The organism is Roseateles sp. T103, from assembly GCF_057219915.1.
Genome location: NZ_JBXVVS010000002.1, coordinates 194,503 through 219,754, shown reverse-complemented (window position 1 = coordinate 219,754; position 25,252 = coordinate 194,503). Strand labels below are relative to the sequence as shown.

18 protein-coding genes and 6 tRNA genes are annotated in these 25,252 nt (G+C 64.8%); 17 read left to right on the top strand and 7 right to left on the bottom strand.

Annotation, left to right across the window (positions count from 1 at the left end; translation table 11 throughout):
• Positions 1-68: 68 nt before the first annotated feature.
• The gene (pbpG, locus tag AC2EBS_RS07445) at positions 69-1,118 is read left to right on the top strand and encodes a D-alanyl-D-alanine endopeptidase (RefSeq protein ID WP_484727756.1); all 1,050 of its coding nucleotides are present in this window, start codon (positions 69-71) and stop codon (positions 1,116-1,118) included.
• A gap of 40 nt (positions 1,119-1,158) precedes the next feature.
• On the opposite strand, the gene AC2EBS_RS07440 is transcribed toward pbpG, so the two are convergent.
• The 4 genes from AC2EBS_RS07440 to hpnC form a co-directional block, all read right to left on the bottom strand.
• On the bottom strand, positions 1,159-1,926 hold the full coding sequence (locus tag AC2EBS_RS07440; RefSeq protein WP_484727755.1) for an IclR family transcriptional regulator: 768 nt from the start codon (positions 1,924-1,926) through the stop codon (positions 1,159-1,161).
• An 82-nt stretch (positions 1,927-2,008) separates the two neighbouring features.
• Positions 2,009-3,286 (bottom strand): hydroxysqualene dehydroxylase HpnE, encoded by a 1,278-nt coding sequence (gene hpnE, locus AC2EBS_RS07435; protein ID WP_484727754.1) that lies wholly within the window; start codon positions 3,284-3,286, stop codon positions 2,009-2,011.
• Positions 3,283-4,131 carry a presqualene diphosphate synthase HpnD gene (gene hpnD / locus AC2EBS_RS07430; protein WP_484727753.1) on the bottom strand — a complete coding sequence of 283 codons (849 nt, stop codon included), beginning with the start codon at positions 4,129-4,131 and terminating at the stop codon, positions 3,283-3,285. Before hpnD ends, hpnE begins: the two co-directional genes overlap by 4 nt.
• Entirely contained in the window at positions 4,128-4,982 is an 855-nt protein-coding gene (gene hpnC, locus AC2EBS_RS07425) for a squalene synthase HpnC (RefSeq protein WP_484727752.1), read from the bottom strand. The genes hpnD and hpnC overlap by 4 nt, the downstream gene beginning before the upstream one ends.
• A 195-nt stretch (positions 4,983-5,177) precedes the next feature.
• Here hpnC and AC2EBS_RS07420 point away from each other — a divergent pair, with 195 nt between their 5' ends.
• The 12 genes from AC2EBS_RS07420 to AC2EBS_RS07365 all read left to right on the top strand — a co-directional run bounded on the left by AC2EBS_RS07420 (position 5,178) and on the right by AC2EBS_RS07365 (position 16,426).
• Entirely contained in the window at positions 5,178-6,299 is a 1,122-nt protein-coding gene (locus tag AC2EBS_RS07420) for an efflux RND transporter periplasmic adaptor subunit (RefSeq protein ID WP_484727751.1), read from the top strand.
• An 11-nt stretch (positions 6,300-6,310) separates the two neighbouring features.
• Positions 6,311-9,457, top strand: coding sequence for an efflux RND transporter permease subunit (locus tag AC2EBS_RS07415; RefSeq protein WP_484727750.1), 3,147 nt, complete (start codon positions 6,311-6,313; stop codon positions 9,455-9,457).
• A gap of 129 nt (positions 9,458-9,586) precedes the next feature.
• A tRNA-Leu gene (locus AC2EBS_RS07410) sits at positions 9,587-9,673 on the top strand.
• A gap of 23 nt (positions 9,674-9,696) precedes the next feature.
• Positions 9,697-11,010, top strand: coding sequence for a trigger factor (tig, locus tag AC2EBS_RS07405; protein ID WP_484727749.1), 1,314 nt, complete (start codon positions 9,697-9,699; stop codon positions 11,008-11,010).
• 121 nt (positions 11,011-11,131) lie between these two features.
• The gene (gene clpP / locus AC2EBS_RS07400; protein ID WP_484727748.1) at positions 11,132-11,740 is read left to right on the top strand and encodes an ATP-dependent Clp endopeptidase proteolytic subunit ClpP; all 609 of its coding nucleotides are present in this window, start codon (positions 11,132-11,134) and stop codon (positions 11,738-11,740) included.
• 144 nt (positions 11,741-11,884) lie between these two features.
• Positions 11,885-13,156, top strand: a complete 1,272-nt coding sequence (clpX, locus tag AC2EBS_RS07395) for an ATP-dependent Clp protease ATP-binding subunit ClpX (protein ID WP_484727747.1) — start codon at positions 11,885-11,887, stop codon at positions 13,154-13,156.
• Positions 13,157-13,239: 83 nt separating this feature from the next.
• The gene (gene lon, locus AC2EBS_RS07390; protein ID WP_484727746.1) at positions 13,240-15,663 is read left to right on the top strand and encodes an endopeptidase La; all 2,424 of its coding nucleotides are present in this window, start codon (positions 13,240-13,242) and stop codon (positions 15,661-15,663) included.
• A gap of 133 nt (positions 15,664-15,796) precedes the next feature.
• Positions 15,797-15,872: transfer RNA gene (locus AC2EBS_RS07385), tRNA-Gly, on the top strand.
• 89 nt (positions 15,873-15,961) lie between these two features.
• Positions 15,962-16,035: transfer RNA gene (locus tag AC2EBS_RS07380), tRNA-Cys, on the top strand.
• A 7-nt stretch (positions 16,036-16,042) separates the two neighbouring features.
• Positions 16,043-16,118: transfer RNA gene (locus AC2EBS_RS07375), tRNA-Gly, on the top strand.
• A gap of 62 nt (positions 16,119-16,180) precedes the next feature.
• Positions 16,181-16,256, top strand: a tRNA-Gly gene (locus tag AC2EBS_RS07370).
• An 82-nt stretch (positions 16,257-16,338) separates the two neighbouring features.
• Positions 16,339-16,426, top strand: a tRNA-Leu gene (locus AC2EBS_RS07365).
• A 33-nt stretch (positions 16,427-16,459) separates the two neighbouring features.
• Here AC2EBS_RS07365 and murI read toward each other — a convergent pair.
• Positions 16,460-17,275: a glutamate racemase gene (gene murI, locus AC2EBS_RS07360; protein ID WP_484727745.1), complete on the bottom strand. Its 816-nt coding sequence runs from the start codon at positions 17,273-17,275 to the stop codon at positions 16,460-16,462.
• Between the two features lie 168 nt (positions 17,276-17,443).
• Between murI and AC2EBS_RS07355 the strand changes: the two genes are divergently transcribed.
• From AC2EBS_RS07355 to AC2EBS_RS07340, 4 genes are all read left to right on the top strand, one after another.
• Complete coding sequence (locus tag AC2EBS_RS07355; protein WP_484727744.1) at positions 17,444-18,193, top strand: electron transfer flavoprotein subunit beta/FixA family protein; 750 nt, start codon at positions 17,444-17,446, stop codon at positions 18,191-18,193.
• A gap of 33 nt (positions 18,194-18,226) precedes the next feature.
• Positions 18,227-19,159 (top strand): electron transfer flavoprotein subunit alpha/FixB family protein, encoded by a 933-nt coding sequence (locus AC2EBS_RS07350; RefSeq protein WP_484727743.1) that lies wholly within the window; start codon positions 18,227-18,229, stop codon positions 19,157-19,159.
• A 105-nt stretch (positions 19,160-19,264) separates the two neighbouring features.
• Complete coding sequence (locus AC2EBS_RS07345; protein ID WP_484727742.1) at positions 19,265-21,055, top strand: acyl-CoA dehydrogenase; 1,791 nt, start codon at positions 19,265-19,267, stop codon at positions 21,053-21,055.
• 91 nt (positions 21,056-21,146) lie between these two features.
• The gene (locus tag AC2EBS_RS07340) at positions 21,147-22,112 is read left to right on the top strand and encodes an NAD(P)H-dependent flavin oxidoreductase (protein WP_484727741.1); all 966 of its coding nucleotides are present in this window, start codon (positions 21,147-21,149) and stop codon (positions 22,110-22,112) included.
• Between the two features lie 85 nt (positions 22,113-22,197).
• Here the strand turns inward: AC2EBS_RS07340 and AC2EBS_RS07335 are convergent, their stop codons facing one another.
• Together AC2EBS_RS07335 and AC2EBS_RS07330 are read right to left on the bottom strand one after the other, a co-directional pair.
• Positions 22,198-23,781, bottom strand: coding sequence for an ABC transporter substrate-binding protein (locus AC2EBS_RS07335; RefSeq protein ID WP_484727740.1), 1,584 nt, complete (start codon positions 23,779-23,781; stop codon positions 22,198-22,200).
• A gap of 423 nt (positions 23,782-24,204) precedes the next feature.
• Entirely contained in the window at positions 24,205-25,047 is an 843-nt protein-coding gene (locus tag AC2EBS_RS07330) for an isopenicillin N synthase family dioxygenase (protein ID WP_484727739.1), read from the bottom strand.
• Positions 25,048-25,252: the final 205 nt, after the last annotated feature.

The following is a 25,252-nucleotide window of genomic DNA, read 5'->3' as shown; positions in this document are numbered from 1 at the left end:
GCTAAGCTGCTGCCTTGCTTCGATTTTTCCTATCCCATACACTGCCAGGGCTGTCGTTGGAGGTCGGATTGAAGAACAAATTGGCTCGCTTGTTGTCCGTCGCGCTGTTGGGGGGCGTCACCGTTCTCGGCGGCGCGCTTGTCAGTGCGCCCTCGGCTCATGCCAGCACGCAGGCCAAGGCTGCTGAACTCAGCGGCAAGACGGTTCGCAAGTCCAAGCCCGCCGCCAAGCGGCAGGTCCGCGCCGCAGGCAAGGCTAAGGCCGTGGCCGCTACCAGCGTCGCCGCCGTGGCCGTGGCGGCCAAGCCCTCCTTCGGTCGTCTTGCCGGGCTCCACGAGGTGGACGACCCGCTGGATCTGAAGTCCAGTGTGGCACTGGTCCTCGATCAAGAGACCAACGAGGTCCTGCTTGCCAAGAACTCACAGGCGGTGCTGCCGATCGCGTCCATTACCAAGCTGATGACGGCACTGCTGGTCGTCGAGGCTGGATTGCCGCTGGACGAGAAGATCACCATCACCGACGACGACAAGGACACCGAGAAGGGTACTGGCTCGCGACTGGCCATCGGCACGACGCTGACCCGGGGTGAACTGCTGCACCTGGCCCTGATGTCCTCCGAGAATCGCGCGGCGCACGCGCTGGGGCGCAGCTATCCGGGGGGCATGGACGGTTTCGTGCGGGCGATGAATGCGAAGGCGCGCGCGCTGGGCATGAACGACACGCACTATGTCGAACCGACCGGACTCTCGAGCCGCAACCAGTCGAGCGCGCGGGATCTGGCGGCGCTGGTCAAGGTGGCGCACGAGTTTCCTCTGCTCCGCGAGTTCTCTACCTCGCCGGAGGCGGTCGTAGCACTGGGACGGCGGCAGGTTCAGTTCCGCACGACGAACGGGCTGGTGCGCAAGCCTGACTGGGATATCGGTCTGCAGAAGACCGGCTTCATCAGTGAGGCGGGCCAGTGTCTGGTCATGCAGGCTCAGCTGGCGGGCCGCAAGCTTATCCTGGTGTTCCTGGACTCGGCTGGCAAGTACTCGCGCATCGGCGATGCGGAGCGGGTTCGCAAATGGCTGAACAGCGGCCAGGTGCTGAGCCAGCAGTTCGTCGGCACGTCAAGCTGAGGCTGAGATCCCGCCGGGCCCCCGAGGTGGCCGACGGCGTTCAGCCGCGGTAGCCCAAGGCGGCTGAGATCTGTGCGGCCGTTTCCTTCAAGCGGGGCAGCCAGCTTTCTTCCAGTCGATCGGCGGGGGCCGAGATGGACAGGCCCGCGACCAGCTTGCCCTGATCGTCGTAAATGCCTGCGGCCATGCAGCGCACACCCAGCTCCAATTCTTCGTCATCGCGGGCGACGCCGCGCTGACGCACCGCTGCCATCTCGCGCTCGAGTGCACTCAGCTCGGTGATGCTGTTGCGGGTGTGGCCGGCCAGACCACTTCGGGTGGCATAGGCGCGCACCCGCTGCGGATCGTCGCTGGCGAGAAAGAGCTTGCCGACCGAGGTCAGGTGCAGCGGCGCACGTCCGCCGACAGCGCGAACCACTTGCATGCCCGAGCGCTCACTGTAGGTGCGTTCGATGTAGACGATCTCGTCGCCCTGGCGCACGGACAGATTGACCGGCTGGTGCGTGAGCTTGTGCAGTTCTCGCATTGGCCCGATTGCCGCATCTCTGACGTCCAGCCGCGCTTTCACCAGATTGCCGAGTTCGAGCAAGCGCATGCCGAGCCGGTAGCTGCCGGCTTCCGGTCGGTCCACGAACCGGCCGATGGTCAGGTCATTGAGGATGCGGTGCGCTGTCGAGGGGTGCAGACCGGTTGACTCGCTGATCTGCTTGAGCGAGACCGGGTCCTGATGGCTTGCCAACACGTCCAGCAGCGCGAAGGCGCGTTCCATCACTTGAATTGCGGGGGTCTGATTCTCTTTGCTCGCCATGCTTGGCATTGTGCGCGAACTGCGTGGGTTTTTGCATGGCGAAACTGCACTGGCATGCGCATTTCATACCGATTGAGCGGGCTTACGGTGAGCCAGCCAGCGTCTCGATGGACGACTTTCCCGATCGAACGGCGCCTTCCAGAGTGGCCGGGTAGGGCCCCGCCACATAGTCTCCGGCGGCGACCAGGCTGGAGCAGATCAGCGACGGCGGGCGATCAAGTCCCGGCGTGCAGGCGAAGGTGGCGCGCTTCTCTGCCAGGCAGCGTAGAAGAGTCGGCTCGCTGGCCCAGTGCAGCGCCGCCATCGCCTGCGCGAGCACCGCCTGAGCGGTGGCATCCAGTCCGGTCTGCACCCAGGAACTGGCGCCGCTGACGACGAAGGCGAAGCAGTCGGGCGCATGGCCGAGCTGACCCAGGTCGAAGGCGTATTGCGCCGGCGCCTGTGCGCCGTCGTGGAGCGCGACGATGGGGGCGGGCAGACGGCTGCCAGGGCTGTGAAGGTAGACGGTGATGATGGGCTCGAAGCGCAGCGCGCTGGCCTGCGCTGCCCAGTCGGGCGCCCACGGAGCCGCCAGCCGCGCGGCCTCGGCCGCGGAGGTCGCGAGCACCACATGGTCGAAGGCACGGTCGGCCAGCAGCCATACGGCCTGCTCTGCATCGCGCTGAAGCATGTCAATGCGGTGGCCGAGCTGGAGTCGGCAGCCCTGCGCGCGCAGCCAGCTGCTGGCCGGTCCGGGCAGCAGGTCGCTCAAGGGCAGGCGCGGCAGCAGCAAGTCCGACGCGCCTGGGCCGCCAAGCAAGGCATCGTGCAGCACGCGCAGGAACACCGCAGCGCTGGCCGCTTGAGCAGGCGTGTTCAGGGCGGCGACGCAGAGCGGATCGATCAGCTCACGACGCAAGGCTGGCGCCAAGCTGGCGCATAGCTGCGCGACTGTGAGTTGCGGCGCGCAGCGAAAGCCGCGCACGGACCAGGCAGCACAGGTGGCGAGCAGTTGCAGCCGAGCACGCCAGGACCAGCCGCGCTGACTGAGTACAGCCCTGACGAAGGCCAGGGCAGCTGGCCCGCGTCCCAGTTGCAGGCCGCCGCCATCGACATAGCGCAGTGTCAGCGGCAGTCGGAGCAAGGCCGTCTCGGTCTGCACGCCCACTTGGCGCATCAGTGCCAGCGTGTCGCGATAGGCGCCGATGAGGATGTGCTGGCCGTTGTCCAGGCGCGGCTCCTGGGTCAGGCTGCGCGCTCGCCCGCCGAGCTGGCCGGCCATCTCGAAAAGCTCGACCTGCCAGCCGCGCCGCACGCCCTCGACAGCCGCAGCAATGCCTGCCCAGCCGCCGCCGACGACCGCCAGACGCGGACTCTTCATCGGCCGCGCCAGTTGGTGCGCATCGCAATCCAGAGCTTGCGCAAGGGCGTCAGGGCGATACGTTGATGCAGCACCTGGAACTGCTCGGCCTCGATCTCGCGCAGCAAGGCGCGGTAGATATTGGCCATCATCAGCCCGGGCTTCTGCGCACGCCGGTCGATCTCGGGAAGCAGGGCCAGCGCTTCGTCGTAGAGCCGATGCGCACGCTCGGCCTGGAATTTCATCAGCGCGTTGAAGCGATCGCTGTAGCCCCAGGGCCGTTGGCGCAGCAAGATCTCGTGGGCCTTGACGTCGAATTGCTGCAATTCGGCAATGGGCAGATAGATGCGCCCGCGCCTTGCGTCGTCGCCGACATCGCGGATGATGTTGGTGAGTTGCATGGCAAGGCCGAGTTTGTGTGCATAGGCCACGGTTTGTTGATCGCGGCGGCCGAAGATTCCGCTGGCGACCTCGCCGACCACGCCGGCGACCAAATGGCAGTAGCGTTGCAGTCCGGCAAAGTCCAGATAACGCGTTTGCTCCAGGTCCATCTGACAGCCCTCGGTCACGGCCAGCAGATGCTCGGCACGAATGTCGAACTCTGCACAATGCGGCATCAGCGCCTGCATCACCGGATGGCTGGGCTTGCCGGCAAAGGCGGCCGCCACTTCCTTTCGCCACCATGCCAGCTTGGCAGCAGCGACGCCTGGGTCGGACATCTCGTCGACAACATCGTCCACCTCGCGGCAGAAGGCATAGAAGGCGGTGATCGCCGCGCGGCGTGGCGGCGGCAGGAACAGAAAGGCGTAGTAGAAGCTCGATCCGCTGTCGGCTGCCTTCTGCTGCACATACTGCTCTGGCGTCACACGGTCTCCCGGGTGGCAGGAGTGGCGGCCCGCATGCGCGTGGCCCCCCAGAGCAGAGGCGGGAAGTCGAGCAGGCCCAGGCGCGGGCGCTGCAGCAGGCTGGCGTAGTCCATGGCGGCGATTCTCGCAAGAATGCGCAGTCCGCCTTGCACGACGAAGCGCAATTCCCAGCCGGCACGACCCGGGATCTGATGTACCAGCGGCGCGCCTTCGCGCATCAGCGACGCGGCCCAATCGCACAACTCGCGGATCAGCGCTCGCGCTGCCGCACTGTCGCGGCAGGCCAGGAAGTCCTCCTGCGTCAGACCGTGGCGAGCGAGGTCGGCTGCAGGCACGTAGACGCGGCCACGCGGGCCGTCGCGGCTGAGGTCCTGCCAGAAGTTGATCAGTTGCAGGCTGGTGCAGATCGCGTCCGAGCGGCCCAGTGCCTGCGCATCGGTGATGCCGTAGAGATGCAGCAGCAGCCGTCCGACCGGATTTGCCGAGAGGCGGCAATAGGCGAGCAGCTCGTCACGGTCTGCATAGCTCGTCTTGACCAAGTCCTGCTCGAAAGCATCGAGCAGCTCCTCCAGAAGCCGTACCGGCAGTCGATAAGAACTGAGTGCCTGGCGCAGTGGTGCGAAGACGGCAGTGGCCCAGGCGGCGCTGGGTGGCCGGCCGCTGGCCACTGCATGCAGGTCGGCGCGATAGGCCTGGAGCAGGGCGTGTCGCTGCTGCGGCGTGGCGTCGCCCTCGTCCGCGATGTCGTCGGCCGTGCGCGCGAAGTGGTAGAGGGCCGAGATGGCGGGGCGCAGCGCCGGCGGGCACAGCCAGGACGCGACAGGGAAGTTCTCGTAGTGCTCGATGCTCACGGGCCTGGATTGTGGGTGCAAGCGACACCTTGGCGCATCGCTGGCGCCGGCTTGGTGTGAAGATTGCGATTTGACAGCACCGGGGTGGCTCAATATATTACTGACCGGTCAGTCAGTTAAGTTTCGCGTCCCTGTGTTGCGTCGCCCTGTCATGGCTGGGTCGGCTGCATGCGTCGCTCAGGATCGAGGTTGTTCATGCCAACAAGAATCAACAAGCCCGCCGGGGCACTGTGTGTAGCGACGGCGCTGCTGTTGCTGCTGGGTGCCTGCAGCCGTCAGGTGCCTGCGCCAGAGGTGGAGCGCGCGGTGCGCACGCAGGTGCTGGCGGGTGAGCGCGCCGGGCGCACCATCGAGTTCGCGGCCGATGTGCGTGCGCGCACCGAATCGCGCCTGTCCTTCCGCGTCGGAGGCAAGCTGATTGAGCGACGCGTCGGACTGGGTGATGTGGTGCGGCCGGGGCAAGTGCTGGCGCGCCTGGATGCCCGCGATCTGCTGCTGGCGCAGGAGGCCGCAGGCGCTGCGATGCAGGCGGCACGCGTCAATCGCGACCAGATGGGCGCCGACTACAAGCGCTTCATCGATCTGCACAAGCAAGGCTTTATCAGTGCGGCCGAACTGGAGCGCCGCGACGCTGCTTTCAAGGCCGCACAGGCCCAGCTCGACCAAGCCAAGGCTCAGGCCGAAGCTCAGCTGAACCAGGCCTCGTATTCGACCCTGGTGGCTGATGCGGCGGGTGTGGTCACTGCGGTGGAGGCCGAGCCCGGCATGGTGGTTGGGGCGGGTACACCGGTGCTGCGGGTGGCGCATGACGGCCCCAAGGATTTCGTCTTTTCGGTGCCTGAGCACCTGATCGCCGGTCTGCGTGAGGCGGCGGCAAGACCTGGCGCCTTGAGCGTGCGAGTCTGGGGCGACCAGCAGCAGCCGGTGCCTGCTGCTTTGCGCGAAGTGGCCGCTGCCGCTGACCCGGTAACGCGGACCTTCCTGGTGAAGGCCGATGCCGGCAAGCTCGATGTTCGCCTGGGTCAGACTGCGACGGTGTTTCTCGACCTGCCGAGACAGGAGCAGGCGATCAAGCTGCCGCTCACCGCCGTGCTGGAAAGCAAGGGGCAGAGTGCTGTCTGGCTACTGGATTCCAAGACCATGACGGTCAAGCTGCAGCCGATCACGGTGGCCGGGGCCGATGGCAACGAGGTTGTCGTCGCGTCCGGACTGACCGCCGGGCAGGAGGTCGTCACTGCCGGCGTGCATGTGCTGAGCGCAGGACAGAAGGTGCGTCGCTACGCGCCGACGGCAGCGGCCAGTGCCGCATCCCGCTGAAGGAGCGCTCGATGAGTGCCGACAGCCGCAGCAGCGCCGCCCACGCTGCCTCCCGATTCAACGTCTCGCGCTGGGCGCTGGAGCACCCGGCGTTGACGCGCTACCTGATGGTGGTGCTGATGGTGATGGGCTTTGCCGCCTATTTCCAGCTCGGCCAGGATGAAGATCCTCCCTTCACCTTCCGCGCCATGGTGGTCAGCGCCTACTGGCCAGGCGCGACGGCGCAGCAGGTGGCCGACCAGGTGACCGACAAGATTGAGAAGACGCTTCAGGAGGTGCCACATGCGGACAAGATCCGCTCCTACACCAAGCCCGGCGAGTCGCTGACGATCTTCCAGATCAAGGACAGCGCGCCACCCGCGGAGGTGGCGCAGGTCTGGTACCAGGTGCGCAAGAAGATCGGCGACATGCGCAGCACGCTGCCGCAGGGCGTGCTTGGACCGGTGTTCAATGACGAGTTCGGCGATGTTTACGGCTCGATCTTTGCCCTCTCGGGTGACGGCTTCAGCCGCGAGGAGCTGCGTGTGCATGCCGAGCGCGTGCGCAGCGAACTGCTCAAAGTGCCGTCGGTCGCCAAGGTCGAGCTGTTCGGTGTGCAGGCAGAGAAGCTCTTCATCGAAATCTCTCAGAAGCGCTTGGCTGAGCTGGGACTTGACTTCAACCAGGTCATTGCCCAGCTGGGCGCTCAGAACGCCGTCGAGGGCGCTGGCGTGCTCAACGCCGACGCGGCCAATCTGCAGGTGCGGGTGCAGGGGCAGCTCAACTCGGTGCAGTCCCTTGAGGACTTCCCGATCCGCGCGATCAATCCGGCCACGGGGCAGGCCAGCAGTCTGCGCCTTCGCGACATCGCGCAGGTCACGCGTGCCTACGCAGACCCACCCACGACGATGGTGCGCCATCAGGGCAAGGATGTCGTCGCACTGGGCGTTTCGATGGCCAAGGGGGGTGACATCATCGCGCTTGGCAAGGCGCTGAAGGCTACGACCGCGCGGATTCAGCAGGGCATGCCCGCGGGGCTCGAGCTGGCACAGATCCAGGATCAGCCCCAGGCCGTGGCCCGCTCAGTGAACGAGTTCGTCCAGGTGCTGATCGAGGCCGTGGTGATCGTGCTGGCTGTCAGCTTCATCTCGCTGGGGTTGCACACCAAGCCGCTGCGCATCGACATCTGGCCCGGATTGGTGGTGGCGATCACCATCCCGCTGGTGCTGGCGATCACCTTCGTGACCATGTTCTATTGGGGCATAGGCCTGCACAAGGTCTCGCTGGGCTCCTTAATCATCGCGCTGGGCCTGCTGGTTGATGACGCCATCATTGCTGTCGAGATGATGGTGCGCAAGCTCGAAGAGGGCTACGACAAGATGCATGCGGCCACCTATGCCTACGACGTGACGGCCATGCCCATGCTCACAGGCACGCTGATCACCGCGGTGGGTTTCCTGCCCATCGGTCTGGCCAAGTCCTCGGTCGGCGAGTACACCTTCGCGATCTTCGCGGTCACGGCAGCGGCGCTGCTGATTTCCTGGGTGGTGTCGGTCTACTTCGTCCCCTATCTTGGCGCGCTGCTGCTGCGTACGCGGGCCGGTCATGGCGGTGAATCGCATGAACTCTTCGATACGCCCTTCTATGTGCGCTTTCGCGTCGTAGTCGGTTGGTGCGTGGAGAACCGTTGGAAGACCATCGGCCTGACCGTTCTGGTCTTTTTGCTCGGTCTGGTAGGCATGAGCCGAGTGCAGCAGCAGTTCTTCCCGGACTCGAACCGCCCGGAACTGCTGGTCGACCTCTGGCTGCCGGAGGGGTCCACCATTCAACAGAGCAAAGCACTGGCCGAGCGTTTTGAGGCGAGCATCGTCAATGACCCCGGTGTGCTGAGCGTGACGACCTGGTCAGGTAGCGGCGTGCCGCGCTTCTATTTGCCGCTGGACCAGATCTTTCCGCAGGCCAACGTGGCCCAGGCCATCGTGCTGCCCAAGGATCTGACTGAGCGGGAGCGCCTACGCAAGAGCCTGCCGGCATTGCTGGCGCAGGAATTCCCAGAGGCGCGTGGCCGCGTCAAGCTATTGCCCAACGGGCCGCCGGTGCCGTATCCGGTGCAGTTCCGCGTCGTCGGCGAGGATCCGCGCGAGCTGCGCCGCTGGGGCGATGAGGTGAAGGAGTTGCTGCGCGCGCACCCTAGCCTTCACGGCGTGAATGACAACTGGAACGAGTCGATCAAGGCGCTCAAGCTCGAGATCGATCAGGACAAGGCCCGCGCGCTTGGCGTCAGCAGCCAGAGCATTGCCCAGGCTGCTCGAACCACGCTGTCCGGCATGACCATCGGACAGTATCGCGAGGGTGACCGGCTCATCGACATCGTGCTGCGCCAGCCCAAGGAGGAGCGCGAGGCCATCACTGATCTGGGTAGTGCCTACTTGCCGACTGCGTCCGGTCGGAGCATTCCGCTGACGCAGGTCGCCAAGATCGGCTTCGAATGGGAGCCTGGCGTGCTGTGGCGCGAGGGGCGCAGCTATGCGGTGACTGTGCAAGGTGACACCGTCGACGGTGTTCAGGGGGCAACCGTCACCACCCAGTTGCTGCCGCAGATCCAGCAGATCCAGTCACGCATGCCAGCCGGTTACCGCATCGAGGTGGCCGGTGCGGTGGAGGAGAGCAGCAAGGGGCAGGGGTCGATCGCGGCTGGCGTGCCCATCATGCTGTTCATCACCTTCACGTTGCTGATGCTGCAACTGCACAGTTTCTCGCGCGCGATGCTGGTCTTCCTGACGGGTCCGTTGGGCATTGCTGGCGTGGCGGCTGCGTTGTTGCTGCTGAACAGGCCCTTTGGCTTCGTCGCGTTGCTGGGTGTGATCGCGCTGATGGGCATGATCATGCGCAATTCAGTGATCCTGATCGACCAGATTGAGCAGGACCGCGAGCGCGGGGTGCCAGCCTGGACGGCCATTGTCGAGTCGGCAGTGCGGCGTTTCCGGCCCATTGTTCTGACTGCGGCGGCAGCGGTGCTGGCGATGATTCCGCTATCGCGCTCGGTGTTCTGGGGTCCGATGGCGGTGGCCATCATGGGCGGCTTGGTGGTCGCGACGGCGTTGACCCTGCTTGCACTTCCGGCAATGTACGCAGCCTGGTTCCGCGTGCAAAAACCTGGCCCGCATTCGCGCTTCTGAGGGCTGAGCGCCTGCCCCCTTCCCAGGGGGCAGGAAAATCGCTTCGCCGTATCGCTACAATTACCGGTTTGCCGAAACACCTCAGGGTTGAGGTGGTGCCATCGCACCAAGTCAGCACTGAACCCTCTCGCGCGGGTGGCGAAATTGGTAGACGCACCAGGTTTAGGTCCTGACGCCTTCACGGGCGTGCCGGTTCGAGTCCGGCTCCGCGCACCATCACTTTGTTATTTGAGTCAACTATGGCTGTCAACGTCGAAACCCTCGAAAAGCTCGAACGCCGCATCACGCTCACGCTGGCGGCCGATGACATCAACAGCGAAGTCCAGAATCGCCTGAAGAAGCTGGCCCGCACTGTCAAGGCGGACGGCTTCCGTCCTGGTAAGGTGCCGATGAGCGTCGTGGCCCAGCGTTACGGTTACTCGGTCCAGTACGAGGTCATGAACGATAAGCTGGGCGAAGCGTTCGCCGCAGCCGCCAACGAGGCCAAGCTGCGTGTCGCCGGCGTGCCCAACATCGCGCAGAAGGATGGGGCTCCTGAGGGCCAAATGGCCTTCGATGCCACTTTCGAGGTCTACCCGGAAGTCAAGATCGGCGATCTGACCGCCAAGGAAGTCGAGCGCGTCTCCAGCGACGTCACCGATGAGGCGATCGACAAGACCGTCGAGATTCTGCGCAAGCAGCGCCGCAGCTTTGCCCAGCGCGCTGCCGCCGATGCTGCCGCCGACGGCGACCGCGTGACCATCGACTTCGAAGGCAAGATCGATGGCGAGCCCTTCGCTGGCGGCAAGGCCGAAGGTTTTCAGTTCATCCTGGGTGAAGGGCAGATGCTCGAGGCCTTCGAGAAGGCCGTGCGCGGCATGAAGGCCGGCGAGTCCAAGACCTTCCCGCTGGCCTTCCCCGAGGACTATCACGGCAAAGACGTGGCCGGGAAGGAAGCCGACTTCCTTGTCACCGTGAAGAAGATCGAGGCGCAGCATCTGCCTGAAGTGAACGAGGCCTTTGCCAAGTCGCTGGGCGTCAAGGAAGGCGGCGTCGATGGCTTGCGCGCCGACATCAAGAAGAACCTCGAGCGCGAGGTGAAGTTCCGCGTGCTGGCCCGCAACAAGGCGGCCGTGATGGACGCACTGGTTGCCGTGGCTGAGCTGGACGTGCCGAAGGCGCTGATCAATGGCGAGACCGAGCGTATGGTCGCTGCCGCGCGCGAAGACCTGAAGAAGCGCGGCGTCAAGGACGCCGACAAGGCGCCGATCCCGGCCGAGATCTTCCAGCCGCAGGCTGAGAAGCGCGTCCGCCTGGGTCTGGTCGTCGGCGAACTGGTGCGCGCCAACAATCTGCAGGCCAAGCCTGAGCAACTGCAAGCTCACATCGAGGAGCTGGCGCAGAGCTACGAGAAGCCGGCCGAGGTGGTGCGGTGGTACCTGAGCGACCGCGAGCGGTTGGCCGAGGTCGAGGCCGTGGTGATCGAGAACAATGTCACCGACTTCGTGCTTGGCAAGGCCAAGATCGTCGACAAGGCGCTGCCCTTTGATGAGCTGATGGCAGCAGCCGGCTGACCGAGCGCCCAGTTTCGGCCCCGCGGAGGGCGCCGTGCCGCGAGGCCGGCGCCCTTGTCGTTTCCGGTAGGGGGCGTGGGCTGGCTACATAATCAAGACTCTCAAGTGCAACGAGGATTCCATGAGCGCGCTGGAAACTAGCAATCTGGGCATGGTGCCCATCGTCATCGAACAGTCGGGCCGCGGCGAGCGCGCCTACGACATATACAGCCGCCTGCTGCGCGAGCGCATCGTCTTCCTGGTCGGCCCGGTCAACGACGCCACGGCCAACCTGGTCGTCGCTCAGTTGCTGTTCCTGGAGAGCGAGAACCCGGACAAGGACATCTTTCTCTACATCAACTCGCCCGGAGGAAGCGTCTCAGCTGGCATGTCGATCTACGACACCATGCAGTTCATCAAGCCACAGGTGTCGACCCTGTGCATGGGCATGGCGGCCAGCATGGGTGCTTTCTTGCTTGCCGCCGGCGCCAAAGGCAAGCGCCTGGCGCTGCCGAACTCGAAGATCATGATCCACCAGCCGCTGGGTGGCGCGCAGGGGCAGGCGACGGACATCGAGATCCATGCCCGCGAGATCCTCAAGACCCGTGAGCAGCTCAACCGCATTCTGTCTGAGCGTACCGGCCAGAGCCTGGAGAAGATCCAGAACGACACCGAGCGCGACTATTTCATGTCCGCAGCCGAGGCCAAGACCTACGGACTGATCGACGAAGTGATCGAGAAGCGCCCCTGAGCTCGGGTGCGGCCGGCTGTGAATGGCCTGGCCATTTCTTCCTCCAACTAGCGCCGGATCGGGGCCTTTATCGGAACAAGGCCCCATCCGGCGTTTGAACTATCATCCCAATAGGCAGTACCGCCAGAACCGTCAAGCAGATCCATGGCCGAGAAAAAAGGCAACTCCAGCGAAAAAGTCCTGTACTGCTCCTTTTGCGGCAAGAGCCAGCATGAGGTGAAGAAGCTCATCGCCGGACCGTCGGTGTTCATTTGCGATGAGTGCATCGAGCTGTGCAACGACATCATTCGCGATGAGGTGCCGACCGAAGGCGGTGCACCTGCGCGCGCCAGCAAGTCCGATCTGCCGGTGCCTACCGAGATCAAGGCCAGCCTCGACCAGTACGTGATCGGTCAGGACGTGGCCAAGCGCACGCTGTCCGTGGCGGTCTACAACCACTACAAGCGGCTGCGCCATATGGGCGAGACCAAGGACGGGGTGGAGCTCTCCAAGAGCAACATTCTGCTGATCGGCCCGACCGGCTCCGGCAAGACCTTGCTGGCCCAGACCTTGGCCCGCTTGCTCAACGTGCCCTTCGTCATCGCCGACGCGACCACGCTGACCGAGGCCGGCTATGTGGGCGAGGACGTCGAGAACATCATCCAGAAGCTGCTGCAGAACTGCAATTACGACGTCGAGCGCGCGCAGCGCGGCATCGTCTACATCGACGAGATCGACAAGATCTCGCGCAAGGCCGACAACCCCTCGATCACCCGCGATGTCTCGGGCGAGGGCGTGCAGCAGGCCCTGCTGAAGCTGGTTGAAGGCACGATGGCCAGCGTGCCGCCGCAGGGTGGCCGCAAGCACCCGAACCAGGATTTCCTGCAGATCGACACGACCAACATCCTGTTCATCTGCGGCGGCGCTTTCGACGGCCTGGAGAAGGTGATCCAGAACCGTTCGGAAAAGTCCGGCATCGGCTTTGGTGCTTCGGTTAAGAGCAAGAGCGAGCGTCGCGTTTCCGAGGTGTTCCGCGAAGTCGAACCCGAGGACCTGATCAAGTTCGGTCTGATCCCCGAGCTGGTCGGTCGTCTGCCGGTGGTGGCCACGCTGGGTGAACTGACCGAGGATGCATTGGTGCAAATCCTCACCGAGCCCAAGAATGCGCTGGTCAAGCAGTACCAACAGCTCTTTGCGATGGACGGCGTCGAGCTTGAGATCCGGCCGTCGGCCCTGGCGGCGATTGCCCGGAAGGCGCTGGCGCGCAAGACCGGCGCGCGCGGTCTGCGCTCGATCATGGAGCACTCGCTGATCGACACCATGTTCGAGTTGCCGAATATGGACGGCGTGGCCAAGGTCGTGCTGGACGAGCACAACATCGAGGAGGACAGCAAACCCCTCCTGGTCTATCGGGAACAGGCCAAGGCCAGCGCCTGAGCAAGACTCGGGCGTATCCAGCCGCAAGGCGTATTGCATTTAGCCTCTCAGGCCGCAGATGGGTCTGAGAAAGAGAGGTTTCTATGTCCGGTCATCCCATCCTGCCCGCCGAACCCATCACCTTGCCGCTGCTGCCGCTGCGCGATGTGGTGGTGTTCCCGCACATGGTGATTCCGCTGTTTGTCGGCAGGCCCAAGTCCATCAAGGCACTTGAGGCCGCGATGGAGGCGGGTCGCCAGATCATGTTGGTTGCCCAGAAGGCCGCCGGCAAGGATGAGCCCAAGGCCGACGACATGTTCGAGGTCGGCTGCGTTTCCAGCATCCTGCAAATGCTCAAGCTGCCCGACGGCACCGTGAAGGTGCTGGTCGAGGGCCTGCAGCGCGCGACGACGTCGAGCATCACAGACGGCGAGGAGCACTTCGTTGCCGAGGTGGTCCCCATTCCGCCCGAGGCCGATACCAAGCCCGAGGTCGAGGCGCTGCGTCGCGCCGTGACCCAGCAGTTCGACCAGTACGTCAAGCTGAACAAGAAGATCCCGCCGGAGATCCTGACCTCGATTGCCGGCATCGACGATGCAGGGCGGCTGGCTGACACCATCGCCGCCCACCTGCCGCTGAAGCTCGATGCCAAGCAGTCGGTGCTCGATCTGTCGGACGTTTCCCAGCGTCTGGAAAAGCTGCTGGACCTGCTTGAGCACGAGGTCGACATCCTGCAGGTGGAAAAGCGCATCCGCGGCCGCGTCAAGCGCCAGATGGAGAAGAGCCAGCGCGAGTACTACCTGAACGAGCAGGTCAAGGCCATCCAGAAGGAACTGGGCGACGGCGAGGAAGGCGCCGACCTGGAAGAGCTGGACAAGAAGATCAAGGCCGCGCGCATGCCCAAGGAGGCGCGCAAGAAGGCCGAGGGCGAGCTGAAGAAGCTCAAGCTGATGTCGCCGATGTCGGCCGAAGCGACCGTCGTGCGCAACTACATCGAGACCCTGGTCAATCTGCCGTGGAGCAAGAAGACCAAGATCAAGCACGACCTTGCGCATGCCGAGGAGGTGCTCAACGAGGACCACTACGGCCTGGAGAAGGTCAAGGACCGCATCCTCGAATACCTCGCGGTGCAGCAGCGTGTCGACAAGGTCAAGGCGCCTATCCTGTGCCTGGTCGGCCCGCCTGGCGTGGGCAAGACCTCGCTGGGCCAGTCGGTGGCGCGCGCTACCGGGCGCAAGTTCGTGCGCATGGCCCTGGGCGGCGTGCGTGACGAGGCCGAGATCCGCGGTCACCGCCGCACCTATATCGGCTCGATGCCGGGCAAGGTGCTGCAGAGCCTGTCCAAGGTCGGTGTGCGCAATCCGCTGTTCCTGCTCGACGAGATCGACAAGCTGGGTATGGACTTCCGCGGCGACCCGAGCTCGGCGCTGCTGGAGGTGCTCGATCCCGAGCAGAACCACACCTTCGGCGATCACTACATCGAGGTCGACTTCGACCTGTCCGATGTGATGTTCGTGGCCACCTCGAATTCGCTGAACATCCCGCCGGCCCTGTTGGACCGCATGGAGGTGATACGCCTCTCGGGCTACACCGAAGACGAGAAGGTCAACATCGCCCAGCGCTACCTGCTGCCCAAGCAGCGCAAGAACAATGGTGTGAAGGACGAGGAACTCGACGTCACCGAATCCGCGATCCGTGGCGTGATCCGCTACTACACCCGCGAAGCCGGCGTCCGTTCGCTCGAGCGCGAGATCTCCAAGATCTGCCGCAAGGTGGTCAAGGGCATCCAGCTTAAGAGCTACGAAGGCAAGGTCGTCGTCACCGAGGAAAACCTCAACGACTTCCTCGGTGTGCGCAAGTACGACTTCGGTCGTGCTGAGAAACAGGACCAGGTGGGTCAGGTGGTGGGTCTGGCCTGGACCGAGGTCGGCGGCGATCTGCTCACGATCGAGGCGACTGCCATGCCGGGCAAGGGCAACATCATCCGTACCGGCCAGCTCGGCGACGTGATGAAGGAGTCGGTCGAGGCAGCGCGTACCGTGGTGCGCGCGCGTGCTCGACGGCTGGGTATCAAGGACGAGTTGTTCGAGAAGCGTGACATTCACATTCACGTGCCTGACGGCGCCACGCCCAAGGATGGCCCGAGCGCGGGCATCGCGATGACGACGGCTTTTGTCTCGGCGCTCACCGGCATCCCGGTGCGTGCCGATGTGGCCATGACCGGTGAAATCACGCTGCGTGGCGAGGTCACTGCGATTGGCGGTCTGAAAGAGAAGCTGCTCGCGGCACATCGCGGTGGCATCAAGACGGTGATGATCCCGGAGGAGAACGTCAAGGATCTCCAGGACATTCCTGAGAACGTCAAGAATCAGCTCGAGATCGTGCCGGTCAAGTGGATCGACAAGGTGCTGGAAGTGGCGTTGGCTTCGGCGCCTCAGCCGCTGCCCGAGGAAGAGACCTTGGCAAAGGATGTCGCTGCTACGGATGCGGCCAAGGCCGATGCGCCGGTGGAGTCGATCAAACATTGAGACGGGTTGAGTCGGACTCGCAGCGCAGAGCTTGCGCGATGGGTCCGGATCGATTTAGAATGAGAGCTTCAGCGCAGTTGACGCAGCGCAGGGGTCGGAAGACATCCTTCGATGCGCGCTGTATTGAGTCGAAGCGGGTGTAGCTCAGTTGGTAGAGCGCGACCTTGCCAAGGTCGAGGTCACGAGTTCGAGCCTCGTTACCCGCTCCAGTTTTCGAAGGGAAGCCCCGGCTTCCCTTTTTTATCGAAGCTGCTGTTTCTGACAGCAGCGCTGTCGGAATCTCACCAAAAGATTCTGGGGCGCGGTAGCAAAGCGGTTATGCACCGGATTGCAAATCCGTGTAGGTCGGTTCGACTCCGGCCCGCGCCTCCAAAGACATGCGGGTGTAGCTCAGTTGGTAGAGCGCAACCTTGCCAAGGTTGAGGTCACGAGTTCGAGCCTCGTTACCCGCTCCACGAATCAGCAATGGTTCAACCGGCTCGCGCCGGGCTTGAGGTCAGCAGATCTCAGGCGAAATGCGGGTGTAGCTCAGTTGGTAGAGCGCAACCTTGCCAAGGTTGAGGTCACGAGTTCGAGCCTCGTTACCCGCTCCAGTTGAAAGGGGAAGTCGCGAGACTTCCCCTTTTCGTTTTTTGCTGCGCATTGACGCGCTGATAATGCGCTCGCCTCAGCGCTGCCCGGGTGGTGAAACCGGTAGACACAGCGGACTTAAAATCCGCGGCCCTAAAACGGCGTACGGGTTCGAGTCCCGTCCCGGGTACCAAGCAGGTTTGAGCGAGATCGCCTTGCGCGCGCGCTAGATGCTCACCTGCTCGACGCTGATGCGCGCGCCAGGCAGCGCCTTGGCTGCGAGGCCGCGCAGCGCGTCCAGGCTGCCGGTCGCCTGCAATCGCACGAACGGCTCGTCGCAATCGCCGCCCGGGTTCCACAGTCGCTGCGCTTGTCGCGCGACCGCATCCTCGACGTTGAGCAGGCGCACCTGCTCGCCGAGCGTTCGCTGCAGCAACTCCTGCACCAGTGGGTAGTGCGTGCAGCCCATCAGCACGGTATCGACCGCGGCCTCGCGCAGTGGCGCGCAGCAGCGCTCGACCAGCGCTCGAAGTTCCAGGCTGTCGAGCTGGCCCGTCTCGATCAGGTCCGCGAGGCCGGGGCAGGGCTGGCTCACCACGGTCACATCTGTAGCATGGTCGGCAAGCAAGGCTTGATAACGCCGACTGGCCAACGTGGCAGGTGTGGCCAGCACGCCGATCCGCTTGTTGCGGCTGGCAGCGACTGCCGGCTTGATGCCGGGCTCGATGCCGACGATGGCACGCTCTGGCCAGCGCTCGCGCAAGTTCCCGACAGCGTGGGCCGTCGCGGTATTGCAGGCCACGACGAGCAGTTGCGCACCGCTGCGCCACAGGTAGTCCGCGATCGCGAGACTGCGCCCCTTGATGAAGTCGCTGGTCCGCTCACCGTAGGGCGCGAACGCCGTGTCGGCCACGTAGTGCAGTGAGGCCTGGGGCAGTATGCGGCGCAATGCTTGCAGCACCGTCAGCCCACCGACGCCCGAATCGAAGACGCCGATGCAGGGGTCAAGGGGCTGGCTCGGTGTGGAACTGGCGCTGTTCATTAGGCTCGGCAGTCTAGTGCTGCCGCTGACGGCGGCCGAGCTTGTCGGCAAAATAGAACGGTCGTGCTATTTTTTTAGAGTTTTGGCGCGTGGGTGACTCTGTTCGTGCGAGTTCGCCCCGTAGAATCCCCGGTTAACGTTAACGTCAACTCAGCCTGGAGTGCTTCGATGAAGGTTTTGGTTCCCGTCAAACGCGTGGTCGACTACAACGTCAAGGTGCGCGTGAAGAGCGATGGCACTGGCGTCGATCTGGCCAACGTGAAGATGTCGATGAACCCCTTCGACGAGATCGCCGTCGAAGAGGCGGTGCGCCTGAAGGAAAAGGGCGTGGTCACCGAGGTGATCGCTGTCTCCTGCGGCGTCACGCAGTGCCAGGAAACGCTGCGCACTGCGATGGCCATCGGCGCCGACCGCGGCATCCTGGTCGAGACCGATGCAGAGCTGCAGCCGCTGGCCGTGGCCAAGCTGCTCAAGGCTCTGGTCGACAAGGAACAGCCCCAACTCGTCATCCTGGGCAAGCAGGCCATCGACGACGACTGCAACCAGACCGGCCAGATGCTGGCCGCGCTGACCGGCATGCCGCAGGGCACCTTCGCCTCCAAGGTCGAAGTGGCCGAAGGCAAGGTCGCTGTCACGCGTGAAGTGGACGGCGGCCTGGAGACTGTCTCCCTGAGCCTGCCGGCCGTGGTGACGACCGACCTGCGCCTGAACGAGCCGCGTTATGTGACCCTGCCCAACATCATGAAGGCCAAGAAGAAGCAGCTCGACGTGGTCAAGCCTGCCGACTTGGGTGTGGACGTGGCACCGCGCATCAAGACGCTGAAGGTCGCCGAGCCGCCCAAGCGCAGCGCTGGCATCAAAGTGCCGGATGTGGCGACCCTGGTTGCCAAGCTGAAGACCGAAGCCAAGGTCATCTAAGGCCCTGACGCACAAGATTTGGAGATTGAAGACATGACCGCTCTCGTCATTGCCGAACACGACAACGCGTCCATCAAGGGCGCCACGCTGAACACGGTCACCGCTGCCGCTGCCTGCGGCGGCGACGTGCATGTGCTGGTTGCCGGCCACAACGCCGCTGCCGCTGTCGCTGCCGCTGCGCAGATCGCCGGTGTGGCCAAGGTGCTCCACGCCGACGCCGCCGGCCTGGCCGATGGCCTGGCCGAGAACCTGGCGGCCCAGGTCGTCGCCATTGCAGGTGGCTACAGCCACATCCTCTTTCCCGCCACCGCCTCGGGCAAGAACGTCGCGCCGCGCGTCGCCGCGCTGCTGGACGTCGGCCAGCTGAGCGACGTCACCAAGGTGATCAGCGCCGACACCTTCGAGCGTCCGATCTACGCCGGCAACGCGATCGCCACCGTGCAGAGCGGCGATGCCGTCAAGGTGATCACCGTGCGTACCACCGGCTTCGACGCCGCGGCTGCCACCGGCGGCTCGGCCGCCACCGAGTCGGTCGCTGCGGCTGCGGACAGCGGCAAGAGCAGCTTCGTCGGCCGCGAGGTCACGAAGAGCGACCGCCCCGAGCTGACCGCCGCCAAGATCATCGTCTCTGGTGGTCGCGCGCTGGGCTCGAGCGACAAGTTCAACGAAGTGCTGACCCCGCTGGCCGACAAGCTCGGCGCCGCGCTGGGCGCCAGCCGTGCCGCTGTCGATGCGGGCTACGCGCCCAACGACTGGCAGGTCGGCCAGACCGGCAAGATCGTCGCGCCGCAGCTCTACATCGCCGCCGGCATCTCGGGCGCGATCCAGCACCTGGCCGGCATGAAGGACTCCAAGGTGATCGTCGCGATCAACAAGGATCCGGAAGCGCCGATCTTCTCGGTGGCCGACTACAGCCTGGAGGCCGATCTGTTCGCCGCCGTGCCGGAGCTGGTGAACGCGCTCTGATCGAGCAACTGTCTCGCCATCGGGCGAGTCGGTGACCTTCGGGGCGCCCGACTTCACGGTCGCGGCGCCCTTGTTGTATCTGGATAGTGTTTTTCGGAGTCCCTCATGACTTATCGCGCCCCCGTCAAGGACATGCTGTTCAATATGCAGGAGCTCGCCGGCCTGCAAGCCCTGACCGAGATCCCCGAGTTCGCCGACGCCGGCATCGAGACCGCGCAGGCCGTGCTCGAGGAGTGCGCCAAGCTCAACGAGGGCGTGATCGCACCGCTGAACTGGGAAGGTGACAAGAACCCCTCCTACTGGAAGGACGGCCAGGTCTTCACCACGCCGGGCTTCAAGGACGCGTTCCGCCAGTTCGCCGAGGGCGGCTGGCAGGGCCTGCAGCACCCCACCGAATTCGGCGGCCAGGGCCTGCCCAAGACCATCGGCGCCGCCTGCGGCGAGATGATCAACAGCGCGAACATGAGCTTTGCGCTGTGCCCGCTGCTGACCGATGGCGCCATCGAGGCCCTGCTGACCGCGGGCAGCGACGAGCAGCGTGCCACCTACATCCCCAAGCTGATCGACGGCAGCTGGACCGGCACGATGAACCTGACCGAGCCGCAGGCCGGCTCAGACCTGGCGCTGGTGCGCACACGCGCCGAGCCGCAGCCCGACGGCAGCTACAAGATCTTCGGCACCAAGATCTTCATCACCTACGGCGAGCACGACATGGCCGAGAACATCGTGCATCTGGTGCTGGCCCGCGTGGCCGGTGCGCCGGAAGGCGTGAAGGGCATCAGCCTGTTCATCGTGCCCAAGTTCATGGTCAACGCCGACGGCTCGCTGGGCGCGCGCAACGACGCGCACTGCGTCTCCATCGAGCACAAGATGGGCATCAAGGCCAGCCCGACTGCGGTGCTGCAGTTCGGCGACAACGGCGGTGCGATCGGCTATCTGGTCGGCCAGGAGAACCGCGGCCTCGAGTACATGTTCATCATGATGAACGCGGCACGCTTCGGTGTCGGCGTTCAGGGCATTGCGGTGGCTGAGCGCGCCTACCAGAAGGCCGTGCAGTACGCGCGTGACCGCGTGCAATCGCGCCCGGTGGATGGTTCGGTCGCCGGCAGTGCGGCCATCATCCATCACCCCGACGTGCGCCGCATGCTGATGACGATGCGCTCGCTGACCGAGGGCTGCCGTGCGATGTCGCTGGTCGCTGCCGCCGCTTATGACGCCGCGCATCACCACCCCGATGCCGAGACGCGCAAGCAGAACCAGGCCTTCTACGAATTCATGGTGCCGCTGGTCAAGGGCTACAGCACCGAGATGAGCCTGGAGGTCACCTCGCTGGGCGTGCAGGTGCATGGCGGCATGGGCTTCATCGAAGAAACCGGCGCGGCGCAGTACTACCGCGACGCGAAGATCCTGACCATCTACGAAGGCACGACCGCGATCCAGGCCAACGACCTGGTCGGCCGCAAGACCCTGCGCGACGGTGCGCAGATGGTCAAGGCGGTGGCCGCGCAGATCGAGGCGACCGAGGCCGAACTTGCCATGCGCGCCAGCGCCGCCTGCGCCGCCACGGCCAAGCGCCTGCGCGCCGCGCGCGAGGCCTTTGTGCAGTCGGCCGAGTTCATTGCTGCCAGCGGCAAGGCCAATCCGAACGCGGCCTTCGCCGGCTCGGTGCCTTACTTGATGCTGGCCGGCAATGTGGTTGCCGGCTGGCAGATGGCGCGCGCGCTGATGGTGGCCGAGGACAAGCTGGCCGCCGGTGAGGACGCCGCCTTCATGAGCGCCAAGATCGCCACGGCACGCTTCTATGCCGAGCACATCCTGCCGCGCGCGCAGGCGCAGCGCGATGCGATCGTCGAAGGCGCCGATAGCGTGACCGCGATGGCGCTGGACGCGTTCTAACTCGACCCTGTTGTCGCCGACGTGATAGGGGCCACCGTGCCCCTTGATCACACTTCGTCCAGTCCCATCCCCAAGAACTCTGGAGACTTCCGTGGCCCTGCCTCCCGTCCTGCAAAAGCTGCCGCTGCCGGTGATCGGCTCGCCGCTGTTCATCATCAGCAACCCCAAGCTCGTCATCGAGCAGTGCAAGGCCGGCGTGGTCGGCTCGATGCCGGCCTTGAATGCGCGCCCGGCATCGCAGCTCGACGAATGGCTGGCCGAGATCACCGAGACGCTGGCGGCTTACAACAAGGCCAACCCCGACAAGCCGGCCGCGCCCTTCGCGATCAACCAGATCGTGCACAAGAGCAATGACCGGCTCGAGCACGATCTGCAGATGTGCGCCAAGTACCAGGTGCCGCTGATCATCACTTCGCTGGGCGCGCGCGAGGACGTCAACCAGGCGGTGCACAGCTGGGGCGGCGTGGTGATGCACGACATCATCAACAACAAGTTCGCCAAGAAGGCGATCGAGAAGGGCGCCGATGGCCTGATCGCTGTCGCTGCCGGTGCGGGCGGCCATGCCGGCGTGAAGAGCCCGTTCGCGCTGGTCCAGGAAATCCGCGAATGGTTCGACGGCCCGCTGGCGCTGTCGGGCTCGATCGCCAGCGGCGGCGCGATCCTCGCCGCGCAGGCGATGGGCGCGGACTTCGCCTACATCGGCTCGGCCTTCATCGCCACCGAGGAGGCGCGTGCCGTCGATGCCTACAAGCAGATGATCGTCGACAGCAACAGCGACGACATCGTCTACAGCAATCTGTTCACCGGTGTTCACGGCAACTACCTGCGCGGCTCCATCGTCGCCGCGGGCATGGACCCCGACCATCTGCCCGAGAGCGATCCGAGCAAGATGGACTTCGGCTCCGGCGGCAGCGAGGCCAAGAAGGCCTGGAAGGACATCTGGGGCTGTGGCCAGGGCATCGGCGCGATCCGCGAGGTGGTGCCCACGCGTGTGCTGGTCGAGCGTCTCAGGCGCGAGTACGAGGCGGCGCGTCAGCGCATCTGCCAGGCCGGCTGATCGTCGCCAGCGGCGCTGCTGCAATGAAGAAGGCCGCCCACGGGCGGCCTTGTCGTTTCCTGGCCGCGCGCGGCCAGGGCAGGTGTCAGCGGATGTTGGTCATGCGTGCTTCCGGCCGGTCGTCCGAGCGATGGACGGTCTGCACATTGGCGCGCATTGCCCAGGGTCGCATCTGGTGGTGCAGAGGGACGAACAGGTGCTCGTCACGCGTGCGCAGCAAGGCCTCGCGAATCATCGCGTTGCGCTTGCCCACGTCGACCTCGACCTTCATCGCATCGACCAGCTGGTCGATCTTCGCGTCGCTGACCTTGGAAAAGTTGAAGTTGCCATCGGCGCCGGAGGTCCTGGTGCGCACCAGCGACTGCAGCGCGTACTGCGCGTCGTAGTTCGCAATGCCCCAGCCCAGCATGTACAGCGAGCTGTCGAACTTCTGGAAGGTGACGCTGTGCTGCGCCATCGGTGCGGCGGCGAGGCGAGCCTTCACGCCGATCTTGGCCCACATCGAGACGGCCGCCTGACAGATCTCCTCGTCGTTGACGTAGCGGTTATTCGGGCAGTGCAGCGTGACGTCGAAGCCCTCGGGGTAGCCGGCGTCGGCAATCAGCTTCTTGGCTTTGTCCACATCGGGCTTGAGCGGCTGATCGATGTCCGGTGTGTTGCCGTTGACGCCTGGCGCCACCATCACGGCCGCGGGGATGGACAGGCCGCGCATGATGCTGCGCTTGATGGCCTCGCGGTCGATGGCCAGGTTCATCGCCTCGCGCACCCGCTTGTCCTTGAAGGGGTTCTTGCCCTTCAGTGTGGAGCCCTTGAGTTCGTCGCTGCCCAGGTCCATCGCGAAGAAGATGGTGCGCACCTCGGGACCTTCGACGACCTTCAGCTTGGGGTCGGCCTTCAGCCGTGCCACGTCCTGTGTGGGCAGGTCGGTGAGCAGATCCACGTCGCCGGACAGCAGGGCGGCCACTCGGGTGGGGTCCGACTTGATTGGCAGGTAGTTGACCTCGGAGATGTTGCTTGCGTTGGCTTTGTCCCACCAGTCGGCGTTCTGCACCATGGTGATCTTCTGATCGGGCTGCCAGCCGGTGATCCGGTAGGGGCCAGTGCCCATCACGTTGCGCGAGGCAAAGTTGTCTTCCTTGGCCTTGTAATCCTGGACCGAGGTGGTCTTGTTCTTCTCAGCCCAGGCCTTGCTCATGATGCGGAAGTCGATGATGTTCTTCAGCAGCAGCGGGGTGGGGGCGTGCAGGATGATGTCGACCGTGTGGCTGTCGATCTTCTTTACCTCCTTGATGCCGGTGACATAGATCTGCATCGTGCCCTGCGGCTGGCTGATGCGGCCGAAAGAGAACACCACGTCGTCGGCGGTGAAGGGTGTGCCGTCGTGGAACTTCACCCCCTTGCGCAGTTCGAAGCGCACCTGGGTCGGGCTGATGTATGTCCACTTGGTGGCCAGAGCGGGCTCGACCTCGTACTTCGGGCTGTAGCGCGTCAGACCCTCGTAGGCGTGCATCAGGATCGCATTGGTCGTCGCGTGGTTCTGCGAGTGCGGATCCATCGTGAGGATGTCGTTCTGTGCCGCCCAGCGCAGCGGCACGGCCTGGCTGCCCGTGGCGGCCAGCAGGCCCAGCGTCAAGGCCAACGAGGCCAGCTTGAGCTTGTTGCTCTTCATCTGAGGTCTCCGAGGGGAAGGTCGACAAGGCTGACGATGCTAGCGGCAGCGCTGCGCGCTGCGACCTATGGCTTGCCCGCCCCTGTGCCAGCGGCTTGGTCCGCATCGCCTAGTGCTTGCGCCTCCAAGTCAGCATCGCAGCCCCGGCCTGCGGCGATCATGCGGGCCATCCAGGCATGCAGCGGGCGCTCGAGAAGCCTGGCCAGCGATCCCTTAGCCCGCCATGCCAGCGCGCCGCAGCGATAGCGCCGCTGGGCCTCGTCCCAGCGCAGCGCGATGCAGCGGCCACGGCGTCTGCGGCTGAGCAGCATGCCCACGGGGCAGGGCTCCGCCAGGCAGCATAAGCCGCAGCCGTTGCAGGGTTCGCCGAGCGCAGGCTTGGGCGGCGCCTCGGCGTGGATCAGGATGGGGCGGTGGCCGGTGTCAGGCTTTGACGCCGAGTTCACGCAAGCGCTCCTCGAGGTAGCTGTGGGCCGTGTAGCGGTCCGACAGTACCACGTCCTCGCGCGGGTGCAGGAACAGCGGCAGCGAGACGCGGCTGCGCCGCGCTCCCTCGCCGCTGGGGTTGACCACGCGGTGCGTGGTCGACGGGTAGTAGCCCTGAGAAGCCTCCTGCAGCATGTCGCCAATGTTGATGATCAGCAGGCCGAAGTCGCAGGGTACGTCGATCCAGCTGCCGTCCTTGGCCAGTACCTGCAGTCCCGGCTCGTTGGCCGCAGGCAGGATGGTCAGCAGGTTGATGTCGCCATGAGGTGCGGCACGCAGCGAGCCAGGGGGCTCATTGCCGCTCAGCGGCGGATAGCGCAGCACGCGCAGCAGCGTCAGGCGGCTGTCCTCGATCATCTTCGACAAGGGTTCGCGATAGTGCGCTGCGATCTCGCCGGGTGTGTGCTGCTCGACCCAGGAGAGAAGCTCGGCCGCAAGGATGTTGGCCTGCTGGTAATAGGCCATCGCGTCGTCGCGCAGCGCGGGCGGGATCCGGCCCCACGGGTAGATATGGAAGTACTCCTTGAGGTCTTTCTGCGTGAAGCCCTTGGCCGTCTCCGAGATGGCGGTGGAGAAGTAGCCATCCTGCGTTTCGCGCGAGAAGGCGTAGCCATGCTTATCCTCGCCGTCGAAGAAGCGCAGCCAGTCGGCATAGATCTTCTCGACCAGACTCTGCTGAATGGGATGGTTCACCAGCACGCCGAAGCCGGTTTCGTGCAATGAGCGGGTGAACTGGGCGGCGGCATTGGCTGCCCGGTAGTCGACGACGGGAATGTGCATGGCATGGCCTCCTCAGGGCGGATGTCGGCGTTGGGCTCGTGGCCCGGCTGGGCCGGATTCGGCGCGCAGTGTAGGCCGGCTGGTGATTGCCTGCCAAACGATTGGCATCTTGGGCCGGTATCGTCGATCAATGCGGGGGCGAGGCAGGTTTCATCGGCTCAAGTCACGCCGATTCCTGCCGAGAAATGCTCAGTCCGGCGTCGGT